The sequence below is a fragment of the Kitasatospora sp. NPDC022785 genome (assembly GCF_055561295.1).
Window position 1 is genome coordinate 1 of sequence record NZ_JBVHHB010000036.1, and the last position, 12,444, is coordinate 12,444.

The window sequence follows — 12,444 nt, forward strand, 5'->3', positions numbered from 1 at the left end:
ACATGGAAACCGTAAGGAGCCAGTTCCCCGTCCTGGCGGTAGTCGCCGCCGCCCAGGCCCACACGGGCACCAGCGCCAGGTGCGGCAGCACACCAGCGGCAAGAAAACCGGTGTCCCGCTGCGCCCGGAGGACCGTGCGTCTCAGTCCAGCTGGAATCGTCATGGCACGACGCTAGGGCACCGCAGGAGGACGGTGCCATGAAACCTGCACCCGATCTCATGGTGAACCTAGTACCAGCTGTAGATCTTGATCTCGGCCTGTGGGCGGACAGCATCTCGGGTCGGTAGGTCGGCTTCTGCCGGCCGCCGGCAGGTAGACCGGGCCCGGTGGAACAGGCACTATGCCCCGGTGCGAACGCGGTGGTGATCAGCGCCAGTTCGCCTCCCGCGACGAACTGGCCGCGGCCATCGACACCTTCGTCTTGGCCTACGACGAACACGACGCCAAGCCCTACCGCCGGACCTACGACGGCAGCCCACTCAAAGCCGCATGAACCCCTGAAGGATCAACGCGGCGCTGCACTAGATGATCAATTCCAAGGGGTCGTTGGACGGTCGTAGGCAGTTTCGCTTCGTCGGATCGGTCTGCGAGAGTTTGGCCATGAGTGACGTTGTTATCCGTCGGGCCGAGTCCGATGACGCGACCGCGCTGGCAGCCATGCGCTGGCGGTTCAAGGTGGAGGACGGCGGAGATGAAGTCCCGCAGAACGAAGAGGAGTTCACCGCCGAGTGCGAGCAGTGGCTGCGTTCCCGGATGGTCGGGCCGTGGCGTGCCTGGGTTGCGGAAGTGGGCGGTCGGCCCTGTGGTCACGTGTTCGTGTGTCTTGTGGAGAAGGTCCCCAGTCCCTACCCGGGTTCCGACGCCCTGGGCTACGTGACGAACTTCTACGTCGCCCCTGAACAGCGCAATCGCGGTCTGGGCAGGGCCCTGCTCGACGAGGCCACCGGCTATGCGCGCGTTCGCGGCCTGGATACGTTGATCGTGTGGCCGTCTGAGCGCAGTGCGCCGCTGTACCGGCGCTGCGGATTCGACGGACCGGACGAGCTCCTCGAACAGCCTGTCGCGCCCAGCTGAGCGAAGTTCTCGCACTGACTGCGCGGACGATGCGAGGGCGCCCAAGGTCAGTCTGTGACGAACGACCTGGACACCCTCGCGACCGCACTCTATGTGAAGACCGACGACCTGCTGAGGACTCGCCGCAATTCGCCCCGCAGCGTCCGGCCGTGGGCATCGTGCCGCAGCTCAGCGACGCCGAGCTGGTAACGCTGGCGATGATGCAGGCGATGCTCGGTTTCACCTCCGAGGCCCGCTGGCTGCGCCACGCCGGCGCCCACCTGCGCCACCTCTTTCCGTACCTGCCCCAGCAGCCCGGCTACAACAAGCGGCTGCGCAAGGCTGCCGAACTGATCCGCCGGGTCACCTGGGCACTGGCCCGCGACACCACGCTATGGAGCGACGACGTGTGGGTGGCGGACTCCACGCCCGTCGAGTGCGGGCGCTCCCGAGAGACCGTCAAACGCTCCGACCTGGCCGGATGGGCCCAGAACGGCTACTGCGCCAGCCACTCGCGCTACTTCTGGGGACTGCGGCTGCATCTGGTCTGCACCCTTCACGGCCTGCCGATCGCGTTCGCACTCACCGGGGCCAAGGCAGACGAGCGCAAGACCCTGCTCGACCTGCTCGCCGTCGAACCCCGTCTCACCGCCGAATACCCGGGACAGACACTGATCGGAGACAAGAACTACTTCGGCCGAGAGTTCGAACAGCGGCTCGCCGACCTGGACATCCGCCTCCTGCGGCCGGCCCGCAAGGGCGAGCCACAGCGAGCCGGATCACAGCTGTTCAAGCCACTGCGCCAGGTCATCGAGTCGGTCAACGAGACCTTCAAGGGCCAGCTCGACCTCGAACGACACCGAGGCCGCACCCCCAATGGTGTAACCGTCCGAGTCCTGCAACGCATCCTCGCGCTCACCGCCGCGATCTGGCACAACGACCGCACCGGCCAGCCAACCATGCGCACGCTCACTGCCTACGACCACTAAGCCCCTTGGAATTGATCATCTAGGACTGGAAGGCTACTTCCGGATTGTTCGGCGAGGGGCCGTCCAGCAGCGGACTGTGGATCCCCTTCAGCGTCTGGTCGAAGAACGCCGTCACGTACTCGCGGGTGATCACCACCCCGCGTTCCGGGGAGAGAGGCCCCGTCGGGAACCCGGCCTGCTCCTGAAGCACGTCCAGGTCGGAGAAGCTGAAGTGGTCGGCGCCGGCGACCGTCAGCCACTTCTTGTAGCCGCCGAGGGCGGCCCAGGCCCGCCCCACGATGCTGTCACCGCTGCCGGGCGTGTGGCCGTCGCTACCCAGCATGAGGAAGGGCCGGTTGATCTGGCCGGGCATCGGGACCGGGTGGAAGGTGCCGTCCATGTCCACTCCGGCCCGTACTCGCGGGTCGGCGATCATCGTGGCGGCCGCCGCCGCTCCGCCGAGGGAGTGTCCGGCCATGCCGATCTCGTGCTTGTCGATGAGGTGTGCCAGGCGCCACGCAGTGTTGCCGTGCGTCAACTGGTCGATCACGAAGGACACGTCCCGTCCCCGGCTGACAGCTTCGGCGTCGAAGTCGATCGTTTCCGGGTGGTCGCAGATCGCGCACGGCGGCGTCTGGCCGTTCGCCAGCGTCTCGCCGCTGTCCTCGTAGGTGTGGCCGACGAGCGCGACGACGTAGCCGTGACTGGCCAGGTCGGTCGCGAGCGAGGTGAGCATCATGCGCGGGTTCTCGGACGCGGCTGAGAGGACCACCAGCGGATGCTTGCCGCGTTGCGGCCGCGCGCCGTCGAAGGCGTGAGTGGTGACGCTGGAAAGGGTCTGCGGGGTGACGCCGTAGCTCGCCGGCATCTTCCGGCGCTCGGTGATTCCGGCTGCCTCGGCGACGGTCATGTAAGGGGCCGGAGTCCCGGTCCCGGGGACAGCGGGGTAGACCATCGTGACGGTCAGTTGGCGGGGGCCGGACGACGGCACCCACGGGTCGAGGCGGCTCGTGTCGGTGAGGTGGATGATGTCCTCGCCGGCGGCGTAGGGGCCGGTCGGCGCGGGGAGCGTGCCGTGGAAGGACGGCGTGGGCGCGGTGGCCGTGGCCGGTGCGGTGTCGAACGCGTGCGTGGCCACCGGTGTGGCCGACGGTGTGGTCGTGGCGGCGAACCCGGCGCCGGTTCCGGTGATGAGGGCGGCGAGCGTCAGCACCGCGACAGCGCTGATACGGCGATTGCGTTTCATGGGATCGACGCTAGGACACCTCGACGGGGGTCTGCCATGAGCCTGGCACCCGAATCCATGGTGGCATCAGTGCCACCGTTGCTGATTCTGTAGTCGGACAAGAGAGGCGCGTCGACGATGCCGTTCTCCTGGGTGAAGGCGGCGATGAGGGACTGTCAGGCGATGTTGTTGACCGCTGCCCACCCAGCCCCTGCCCAGCCCTCATGTCCACCCCCGGTGACGCCGACCCCGCCTACGTGCTCACGCAGAGATTCGTCCAACAGTGCGTCAGTTCGGGGCTGGGAAGAGGGATTCCTGGGTGGCCTGGTAGCGGTAGGACTCGGTGCCGGTCTGGATCAGGGTGCAGCGGAAGGTGATCCGGTCGGCGATGGCACTTCCGATCGGTCGCCCGAGCCGGAGGTGTCAGCCTCGGTGGTCGCGGGGGTCCTCGATCGCGATCAATGCCTGATGCCGGAGCGGGCGGTCCAACGCAACAGCCGGTCCACGCCCCAGGTCGTCACCAGCCGGTCCCGCCCCAGGCCTGTGCGCGCGGCCCGGGCATAGCCGGAACCCTGCCAGTGCAGCTGCTGCGGCGTGTGTGCGTCCGTATCCACCGCGAACAGACAGCCTGCCTCGCCCGCCAGCAGCAACAGATCGTCGGGCGGGTCCCGCCGCTCGGGCAGGCAGTTGATCTCCACCGCCGTACCGGTCTCGGCGCAGGCCCGGAAGACCGCCTCGGCGTCGAACCGCGACTGCCGCCGGCCCCGGCCGGTGACCAGCCGCCCGGTGCAGTGCCCCAGCACGTCGACCTGCGGGTTGCGGACAGCCGCCACCAGCCGGGCGGTCATCGGCCCCGGCTCCGCGCGCAGCTTCGAGTGCACCGAGGCTACGACCAGGTCCAGGCGGTCGAGAAGTTCCGGCTCCTGGTCGAGGGAGCCGTCCTCCAGGATGTCGCATTCGATCCCGGACAGGAGTCGGAAGGGCGAGGTGTGGGTGTTGACGGCCGCCACCGCTTCCAGTTGGAGCCGCAGCCGCTCCGGGCTTAGGCCGTGGGCAATGGTGAGCCGGGGCGAGTGGTCGGTGAGCACGGCCCACCGGTGCCCGAGCGAGCGGGCCGCCTCCGCCATCTCCCCGATCGGGCTGCCGCCGTCTGACCAGTCTGAATGCATGTGACAGTCCCCGGTACTCGCGACCACCAGATCCCAGCCGGCCCGGGCCGCCGACCCGGCGTCGGCCTCTAGTCGGGCCAGGTAGGGCGGCGTCCCGCCCGCGGAGGCCTGGGCGATCACCTCCGCAGTGACGGGGCCGACACCGCGCAGCCGCCGCGCCGATGCCGCATCCACCGGGCCGACGGGCAGCCCACGGGACGCGTCAGCTGCCGCGTGGAAGGCCCTGACCCGGTACGGGGACGCCCCAAGCCATTCGAGGAGGAACGCGATCCGCCGTAGCGCTTCGACCGGATCCATACCACCAGTTTCTCCCACCCCGGCGACACCGCAGCACTTGCCGGACACCGCGTGATCCAGGCGCTTCTCTCCCTTGTGGACGATCATCGGATCGCTGGTCTGGCTACCGTTCAGGGCCTGAGAACCGACGTGATGGGCGCCCAAGGTGCGCACCGCTTCGATGACGAATCCGCCGCGGGCCGGGCGATCATCCGGCGGCAGGCGGTCCGACAGTCCTGGAAGACGGGATCGGCCACGGCTCTGCCACGCGCGCAGAGCACGAAACGGTGGCACGGGGGCGGACTGCCCCGCCGGCGTGCGACAACAAAGGTCAGACACCAGGCACACCTTCCCCCGTGGTGACGAAGCACTGTCGGTCCAGGGGCCGCGGCGCCCTTCCGTGCGGTTCCGGGGGCCCGGGCAAAGCCTCACTACGGTGCCGCGCGACCCGTCACGGCGGTCGGCCGGAGGGGCCCGTCACGGCGCCGGGGGGCCCGGACGCCTCGCGCCTCGCGCTTCGCGCGCCCGCCTCCCGGCAGGCCAGGCCTTCTCGTCCTCGACGTTTCCGTTCGCGTCATTCGGCGGCGGGACATAGGGGGCTTGCGCGTTCCGGGCCCCGGTCGTGCTCTCGGCGGTGGCGTCGTAGCCCTCCTTCACCGCTCCGGTGTCGGGCCGACGCGGGTTGGGCCGGTCCACGGGGTCGGCGTGGTCGGAGGCGCTGTCTCCGTACGAGCGATCAGCGGGAGGCCCGGCCTCGGCGGCGGCCTGCTCGTTCCGGTCCTCGTGCTGGGTGTCCTTGTGTGCCACGGGAGGCTCCCGTTCGGTGGGGCGGAAGGGAGGGGCAGGCGCAGGGATCGGGTGAAACACCTCGCTCCGGCGCCGGATCCAGTCGCGGGCCCCCAGGTACGGACCGGATCGGAGCGCCGGGCTGGCCCGGCGGAACGGGAGGCCGCTCGCCGGTTCGGCTCGTAGAAGACCCTCGGGCCGCGGGCACGTCGACTTGTAACGGGCCGGGCTCGCTCGTGGCGATCTTCTCTCCTGTCGACGCTTGAGACGGGTCGAGCGAGCGGGCGCCATCGCGTCAGGCGGCAGCGCCGTCCGGGTGAGCGTCCCGAGCGCTGCTGGGCCCGCGCACCACGCCGGCGCAGCCCTGCACCCCCCTGGACGGGCGCCGGGGACGCTCGTGGCAGGAGAGTTCCTGCAGTGCGCGCGCCAGCCGGCGAACGTCCTCGGCCATCAGCTCCATCTGGGCGGCCGCGACCCGGCGCAGTTGGTCCCCTGGTTCGAATCCACGACGAATCGGCTGGTCCGTAGTCATCCGGTGGCTCATCGGTGCTCCTCACGCCGTCGGTCTCTACACTGGCCGAGCGCTTCGACGGAGTCGTCGGAGAGGCGCCAGCGAAAGCCGCGGCCCCCTGGTGCTGTCTGGGCGGGCCGGACCCGGTGGCGCGGCCGCGAGCCGATGTCAGTCGGCTGTTCCGTCACGGTCCGCCGCGTCGGGGGCGCCGCTGCGACCGCGGTCACCCTCGTTGCCGTTCCCGCCCTTCTCGTCCTTCTCGCCCTTCTGCTCTGCGACCGGGGTACCCGCGCGGACGGTGAGGACACGCTGCTCCTGACCGTCCTCCTCACTGTGGTGTCCCGGTACGCCGCCCGCGCCGCCCTGCGGGATGTCGTCCATGGTGCGTCTCCTGACCTCGTCACCGCGTGCCCCGGGCGTCTTCCCGGGTGGTGAGGAACGAAACGACCGGGCGACCTGTGGCGCGGACGACGCCTGCCGCCGGCTGCCGATCCAGCGGTCGGCGGCAACCGGTCCGCAGACCCCGACGATGCCGGTCGCCGTGATCGCGGAGCGGATCGGCTGGGAACGCGGGCTGACGATCCTGCGCGAACGGGTCCGCGAGCTGCGGCCCGCCTACCTGCCGGTCGACCCGGTCTCCATGACGAAGCTGGTAGCCGCCCACCGTGCCGTACTTGTCCGCCAGGCGTTCCAGGCGAGGGGGGCCGCGATCCGGGCGATCCGGACATTGAGGCCCGGCAGCACCACGGTGTCCCTGCCGGTGCCCTGCACCGTGATCTCGATCGACCGGTAGTGGCCGGGAACGGCGCCGAGCCGGGAGACCCGGCCCGGTACGTCCGGCACCTCGGGCGGCCAGGGGACCACGGACGGCGGACGGTCCACCAGGTACTGATCGCACGGGGTGTCCCATCCGGAAGGCTGGACCGAGACGGTGATCGGAGCGCTCGTGTCCGTCCCGGCGGACGGCCCCGGCGGGCCCGCGTCGGGACCGGCGGGAGCGCGGGAGGAAGAGGACGGCGAGTCCTGGACGCCCTGAGCCTGGGTTCCGGCGGATGACCTGGCGTCCGTCCTCCGGGCGGGATCGTTCTCTCGGCCCGTGGGTGTCCTCAGACCGGTGGCGACGGCCCCGATGGTGGCCGGCACCGCGGTGGCGACTGGTAGACCCGCCCGCCCGTACCGCCCTGCCGCCCTGCCGCCGTACCGCCCGTGACGGTCAGTCGCGACCGGCGGCGAAGGGCCCCTCGTCGACGAAACGGCGCAGGAGGCGGGCGAAGTCCCGGGCGTCGGCCTCCGGCCAGGCCTCCAGCGCGTGCTCGATGCCCATGGCCAGCTGCCGCCTGGTCGCCGCGATGACGGTGCGTCCGTCGTCGGTGAGGGCGAGCAGGGTGGCGCGACCGTCGTCCGGGTCGGGCCGGCGCTCGACGAGGCCGGCCCGTTCGAGGCGGTCGGCGCGGCGGGTAACGGTTGTGCGGTCGAGTCCGACCTCGCGCCCCAGGTCGGCGGCGCTGCACGGGCCGGTGCGGGCCAGGCCGCTGAGGACCGGATAGGTGAGGTCGTCGACCGCCTCCCCCAGCCCCTCGGTCAGCCGGGTGTAGAGGCGGGCGCGGGTGCTCCGTCGCAGGAGCAGTGCGAGGGCGTCGGCGATGTCGTGTCCTGTCGAGTGCTTCACCCCTCCAGATTAGCGTGCGCCGAGCACGCTTATCCGCTACAGTCATAAGCGTGCTCAAGGCACGCAACTCCGCTCCATCCACGGCGGGACACTCCCGCATGAACCCGAAGGAATCACCATGAACCGGACCGCCATCCACACCGACGTCCGCACCGCCCTGACCGACCTGCTCCTCACCCCGGGTCTCGACCTGGACGAGGCCGCCGACCGCCACTTCGCCCCCGACTACCGCCAGCGCACCGACGGCAGCTGGGCGAACCGCACGGAGTTCCTCGCCCACATCGCCCACCTGCGCACGGTCGTGGCCGGCGGCTCGGTCGAGGTCCACGACGAACTCACCTCCGGCGACCGGTACGCCGACCGCCACACGATGGAGGTCGTCAAGACCGACGGGTCCACCGTCCGCATGGAGGTCTACGTCTTCGCCGAGTTCGCCCCCGACGGTCGCTTCCGCCGCATCGAGGAGACCACCCTCCTGCTCGAAGGCGCCGACAGCGACCGAAACCTCGGCAGCGCCCGCTGAACCCCCACCACCCGGCCCGCCCCCACACCCCAGGAGACCTCCCGTGAAGCAGTTGCTGTTCCCCGAGAACCCCCAGTTCTGGTACGAGACCCTGCGCTCGATGAGCCACATCGCCTACGGCGGCGCCGACTTCGGCGAGGTGGTCTCCACCGGCGAGCGCATCAAGGAAGGCGACTACGACAGCTGGCACGACGAGTGGCTCGCCACCGCCGACCGGGTGGCCGGCCACGCCCAGCAGGCCCTGGACGGCGGCCACACCATCAGCGCCCGGGACGGCTTCCTGCGGGCCTCCAACTACTACCGCTCCGCCGAGTTCTTCCTCCACGGCCATCCCTGCGACCCCCGCCACGACCACGCCTACGACCGCAGCGTGGCCTGCTTCCGGGCGGCGGCGGCGCTGTACACCCCCCGCATCGAACCGGTCTCCATCCCCTACGAGGGCACCACCCTGCCCGGCTACCTCTACCGCGCCGACGGCACCGGAACGCCCCGCCCCACCCTGATCATGCACAGCGGCTTCGATGGAACCGCCGAGGAACTGCACTTCAGCGGCGCGCTGGCGGCCCTCGAACGCGGCTACACCGTGCTCACCTTCGACGGACCCGGGCAACCGGGACCGCGCCACCACCAGGGCCTCGCCTTCCGCGCCGACTGGGAGAACGTCATCACCCCCGTCGTGGACTTCGCCGAACGCCTCCCGGAGGTCGACAACAGCCGCATCGCGCTGCTGGGTTCCAGCATGGGCGGCCTGCTCGCCCCGAGGGCGGCGGCATTCGAACACCGGCTGGCCGCCCTGATCGCCGTCGACGGCGTCTACGACCTCGGCGCGATATCCACCCGGCACATCCCCGGCGACCGCGCGGAAGCCGAGCAGCGCCTGCGCGCCGGCTCCGACCCCGAGCTCGACGCCCGCTTCCAGCAGATCACCGCCCAGGACGCGACCGCACGGTGGGCGATCAACCACGGCATGTACGTGATGGGCGTCGACACCCCCCGGGCCTTCAGCGCCGCCTACCTCGACTACACCCTCCAGGGCGGCATCGCCGAACAGATCCAATGCCCCACCCTCGTGTGCGACGCCGCCGAGGACGAGTTCTTCAACGGACAGCCCCAGCAGCTCTACGACCACCTCACCTGCCCCAGGACCCTGATGACATTCACCCCCGAGGAGGGAGCCGGCGCCCACTGCCACCCCGGCGCCATGCGCCACACCCTCGCCCGCATCCTCGACTGGCTCGACGACACCCTCACCCCCACCCCGTGACCGGTGCGCGGCGCAGCCCGGGGCGGTGACCGGGCGGGCAGCGGTGCAAACTGTCGGCGCGGTGAGATCAAGGCCTGTGGAATCGACCTCCTGCCCACCCCTGGGCCGGCAGGCGTCCGGGGCGAAACGTGGCAGTCCGGCGGATCCAAGCGGGGGTTGATCGAGCCCCTTGCCGTCGGATCCCTTCCCGGCCATGTGCCGGGCGGCTGTCGTCGCTGTGAGGAAGTTCGCGGTTGCAGCCGTGGTGATCGGGGTGAGGAAATCTTCCGGGGAGAGACCGATCAACGGCGTTCCCTGCAAGTTTCCACGGATGCTGACCGCATTGACGGAGATGTCGAGGTCGGCGGCGCCGCAGGGAAGTCGACGAGCGGCAGGCACCGGGCGGTGATCACCATGCGGTGATGACCGGTGCGTCAGGTTGGTGTTGCCGCCAGGCCTCGTTGAGGCGCGCCAGCCGGTCGGCGGCGGCGATGCCGCGCAGGGACGCGACCCGGCCGCCGCTTAGCTCGAGCGCCACGGCGCCCACGACCCGGCCCTCGACCACGGCGAGGACGGCCGGGGAGCCGTTGACCAGCGCGACGTGGAAGGCGGGGGAGCCGCCGGCCAACCGCCGCTTCGCCGGAGTGGGCTTGAAGCCGGCCCGCACGAGGGCGGCGACACGCTCGGGCGTGCGGTACCGCAGCAGCCGCTTCGCCAGTCCGGCGCCGTCCGAGACCATGGTCACGTCGGCGGTGAGCATCGCCACCAGCCGCTCGGTGCGCCCCGACGTGGCGGCGGCGAGGAACTCCTCGACGACCCGTCGCGCGGCCGCGCGGTCCACCTCGTCGCCGCCGCGGCGTTCGGCGGCGACCCGGCGCCGGGCGCGGTGGACGTGCTGCTGGCTCGCGGACTCGGTGATGCCGAGGATCCCGGCGATCTCGGCATGGGGGTAGGAGAAGGCCTCGCGCAGGACGTAGGCGGCCCGCTCGACCGGCGAGAGGCGCTCCATGAGGGTCAGGACGGCCAGGGACAACGACTCGCGCTGCTCGAAGGTCTCGGCGGGGCCGAGCATCGGGTCGCCCTCGAGGAGGGGCTCGGGCTGCCAGTCCCCGGCGGCGCGCTCGTGGCGGGCCTGCGCCGAGCGGAGCCGGTCGAGGCAGAGGTTGGTGACGACCTTGGTCAGCCATGCCTCCGGCACCTCGACGCGTTCCCGGTCCGCGGCCTGCCAGCGCAGGAACGCGTCCTGCACGGCGTCCTCGGCGTCGGCCGCCGAGCCGAGCAGGCGGTATGCCAGCGAGGCCAGCCGGTTCCGGCCGGCCTCGAAGCGATCGATGGCTGCACTGTCCATGCGGAACAACCTATGCGGTGACGCTCGCACCGACCCGGTCGGGCGCGGTGGCCAGGCGGCGCCTGCGCGTCGGCATGCCGAAGGTCGGGTGGGCGATGCTCCAGGCGGACCCCTTGAGCACAGCCGACTTGAGCCGCGCGGCGGTCCGGCCCCCCAGGTACCAGGACTTCGACCGGACGTCCCCGTCCACCATCTGGAAGATGGCGTCCCGCCGCCCCAGGCTGATGTGGTTGCCGTAGTACTTCAGCCCGGTGGTCGGGACCTCACTGCCCGTCAGGCGTGCGGTGATCGCGGCGGTCGCCTGGATGTTGGTGAAGCCGGCCGAGGCACAGGACATCGGCAGCGGCCGACCGTTCCCGCCGATCGCGTACGCGCAGTCACCGGCGGCGTAGACGTCCGGGTGCGAGACCGAGCGCATGGTGCGGTCGACGACGATCTGGCCGGTCGGGGCAACCTCCAGGCCGCTGGCGGCCGCGATGGGGTGCACGGCGAACCCGGCCGCCCACACGGTCACGTCGGCCGGGACGGACCTACCGTCGGCGGTGATCGCCCGGGCCGGCTCGACGGCCTGGACAGTGGTGTGCTCGTGCACGACAACGCCCAGCCGGTCGAAGGACCGGCGCAGGTGACGGCGGGCCTTCGGGGAGAGCCAGGCGCCCAGCTCGCCGCGGGCGACGAGCGCGACCGAGAGGTCGGGCCGCGACTCGGCGAGCTCGGTGGCGGTCTCGATGCCGGTCAGCCCCTCGCCGACGACCAGCACGGTGCCGCCCGAGCCCAGTTGGGCCAGGCGCTCGCGCAGCCGCAGCGCCGAGGACAGGCCGGTCACGTCGAAGGCGTCCTCGGCCACGCCGGGGACGCCGTGGTCGGCCACCGAGCTCCCGAGCGCGTAGAGCAGCGTGTCGTACGCGAGCTCGCCCTCGCTGTCCTCGCCGACCACGGCGACGGTCCTGCGCTCGGGGTCGACGCCGGTGACACGCGCCAGGCGCAGCCGCACCCCGGTGCCCGCGAACACGTCGGCGAGCTTGCGGAACGCGAGGTCCTCGCCGACCGCGAGCTGGTGGAGCCGCATCCGCTCGACGAACTCGGGTGCGGCGTTGACGACGGTGATCTCGGTGTCGGCGGGGGAGAGCCGGCGGGCCAGGTTTCCGGCGGCGAAGGCCCCGGCGTATCCGGCGCCGAGGACGACGATGCGGTGCTTCATGGCGTTGCTCCTGTCTCGTTCGCGTGCCCTTTGAACGGGACGGCGCCCCGATTGCTGACAGAAGCCGGATGTGAGGCGGGTCACCCGGCCAGGACGAGCGGCTGGGCCCGAGCCTGTCGCGCTCCACCGGCTCACTTGGACGGCAGCCCGGCCGCGAAGGCAAGCCCGCGGTCGACCTCAAGTCCGCCCACGAGGCCGGCCTTACCGAGGCCGAGGTCGCCGAGGTCATCGCCCACGTGGCGCTCGACGTCTTCACCGACTGCGTCAACAAGGCAGCCGCCGTCGACATCGACTGGCCGGAGGTCAGTCACCTGTCCTGCCCCCGCCGGTTGCGCCGCCGTCCTGTGCAAGGTCAGCGGTGCGCCAGCGGCCGGGGCAGGGCTGGCCGGCCGGCTGGCCGCTGATCGTCGGCTGCAGCGGCAACCGAATAGCGGCAGGGCAACGCCGTCGACCCGACGACTCGGCGCACCG

General features: G+C 71.2%; 13 protein-coding genes and 2 pseudogenes. 6 read left to right on the plus strand and 9 right to left on the minus strand.

What is annotated here, in order from left to right; all coding sequences use genetic code 11:
• Nucleotides 1–341: 341 nt before the first annotated feature.
• The 3 genes and pseudogenes from ACZ3YO_RS36325 to ACZ3YO_RS36335 all read left to right on the plus strand — a co-directional run bounded on the left by ACZ3YO_RS36325 (nucleotide 342) and on the right by ACZ3YO_RS36335 (nucleotide 2,043).
• The gene (locus ACZ3YO_RS36325) at nucleotides 342–494 is read left to right on the plus strand and encodes a hypothetical protein (RefSeq protein WP_218206587.1); all 153 of its coding nucleotides are present in this window, start codon (nucleotides 342–344) and stop codon (nucleotides 492–494) included.
• Nucleotides 495–601: 107 nt separating this feature from the next.
• Complete coding sequence (locus ACZ3YO_RS36330; RefSeq protein WP_392936848.1) at nucleotides 602–1,075, plus strand: GNAT family N-acetyltransferase; 474 nt, start codon at nucleotides 602–604, stop codon at nucleotides 1,073–1,075.
• Between the two features lie 54 nt (nucleotides 1,076–1,129).
• A pseudogene (locus ACZ3YO_RS36335) lies at nucleotides 1,130–2,043 on the plus strand (IS982 family transposase).
• 19 nt (nucleotides 2,044–2,062) lie between these two features.
• Here the strand turns inward: ACZ3YO_RS36335 and ACZ3YO_RS36340 are convergent.
• The 5 genes from ACZ3YO_RS36340 to ACZ3YO_RS36360 all read right to left on the minus strand — a co-directional run bounded on the left by ACZ3YO_RS36340 (nucleotide 2,063) and on the right by ACZ3YO_RS36360 (nucleotide 6,370).
• Nucleotides 2,063–3,268 carry an alpha/beta hydrolase family protein gene (locus ACZ3YO_RS36340; protein WP_465578071.1) on the minus strand — a complete coding sequence of 402 codons (1,206 nt, stop codon included), beginning with the start codon at nucleotides 3,266–3,268 and terminating at the stop codon, nucleotides 2,063–2,065.
• 437 nt (nucleotides 3,269–3,705) lie between these two features.
• On the minus strand, nucleotides 3,706–4,713 hold the full coding sequence (locus ACZ3YO_RS36345; RefSeq protein WP_465578198.1) for a PHP domain-containing protein: 1,008 nt from the start codon (nucleotides 4,711–4,713) through the stop codon (nucleotides 3,706–3,708).
• A 456-nt stretch (nucleotides 4,714–5,169) separates the two neighbouring features.
• Nucleotides 5,170–5,499: a hypothetical protein gene (locus tag ACZ3YO_RS36350; RefSeq protein ID WP_465578073.1), complete on the minus strand. Its 330-nt coding sequence runs from the start codon at nucleotides 5,497–5,499 to the stop codon at nucleotides 5,170–5,172.
• Between the two features lie 274 nt (nucleotides 5,500–5,773).
• Entirely contained in the window at nucleotides 5,774–6,010 is a 237-nt protein-coding gene (locus ACZ3YO_RS36355; protein ID WP_465578075.1) for a hypothetical protein, read from the minus strand.
• A gap of 147 nt (nucleotides 6,011–6,157) precedes the next feature.
• Nucleotides 6,158–6,370 carry a hypothetical protein gene (locus tag ACZ3YO_RS36360; protein WP_465578077.1) on the minus strand — a complete coding sequence of 71 codons (213 nt, stop codon included), beginning with the start codon at nucleotides 6,368–6,370 and terminating at the stop codon, nucleotides 6,158–6,160.
• Nucleotides 6,371–6,512: 142 nt separating this feature from the next.
• On the opposite strand from ACZ3YO_RS36360, the pseudogene ACZ3YO_RS36365 reads away from it, so the two are divergent.
• Nucleotides 6,513–6,659, plus strand: a pseudogene (locus ACZ3YO_RS36365) (IS21 family transposase); the annotation flags it as partial.
• Between the two features lie 543 nt (nucleotides 6,660–7,202).
• Here ACZ3YO_RS36365 and ACZ3YO_RS36370 read toward each other — a convergent pair.
• A complete protein-coding gene (locus ACZ3YO_RS36370) occupies nucleotides 7,203–7,658 on the minus strand; it encodes a MarR family winged helix-turn-helix transcriptional regulator (protein WP_465578079.1) in 456 nt (151 codons plus the stop codon).
• A 118-nt stretch (nucleotides 7,659–7,776) separates the two neighbouring features.
• Here ACZ3YO_RS36370 and ACZ3YO_RS36375 point away from each other — a divergent pair, with 118 nt between their 5' ends.
• Nucleotides 7,777–8,181: a nuclear transport factor 2 family protein gene (locus tag ACZ3YO_RS36375; RefSeq protein WP_465578081.1), complete on the plus strand. Its 405-nt coding sequence runs from the start codon at nucleotides 7,777–7,779 to the stop codon at nucleotides 8,179–8,181.
• 43 nt (nucleotides 8,182–8,224) lie between these two features.
• Nucleotides 8,225–9,445 (plus strand): alpha/beta hydrolase family protein, encoded by a 1,221-nt coding sequence (locus ACZ3YO_RS36380; protein ID WP_465578083.1) that lies wholly within the window; start codon nucleotides 8,225–8,227, stop codon nucleotides 9,443–9,445.
• 388 nt (nucleotides 9,446–9,833) lie between these two features.
• On the opposite strand, the gene ACZ3YO_RS36385 is transcribed toward ACZ3YO_RS36380, so the two are convergent.
• The 3 genes from ACZ3YO_RS36385 to ACZ3YO_RS36395 all read right to left on the minus strand — a co-directional run bounded on the left by ACZ3YO_RS36385 (nucleotide 9,834) and on the right by ACZ3YO_RS36395 (nucleotide 12,284).
• A complete protein-coding gene (locus ACZ3YO_RS36385; protein ID WP_465578085.1) occupies nucleotides 9,834–10,772 on the minus strand; it encodes a sigma-70 family RNA polymerase sigma factor in 939 nt (312 codons plus the stop codon).
• Nucleotides 10,773–10,782: 10 nt separating this feature from the next.
• Nucleotides 10,783–11,973 (minus strand): NAD(P)/FAD-dependent oxidoreductase, encoded by a 1,191-nt coding sequence (locus ACZ3YO_RS36390; protein WP_465578087.1) that lies wholly within the window; start codon nucleotides 11,971–11,973, stop codon nucleotides 10,783–10,785.
• Between the two features lie 131 nt (nucleotides 11,974–12,104).
• Nucleotides 12,105–12,284: a hypothetical protein gene (locus tag ACZ3YO_RS36395; RefSeq protein ID WP_465578089.1), complete on the minus strand. Its 180-nt coding sequence runs from the start codon at nucleotides 12,282–12,284 to the stop codon at nucleotides 12,105–12,107.
• Nucleotides 12,285–12,444 lie beyond the last annotated feature (160 nt).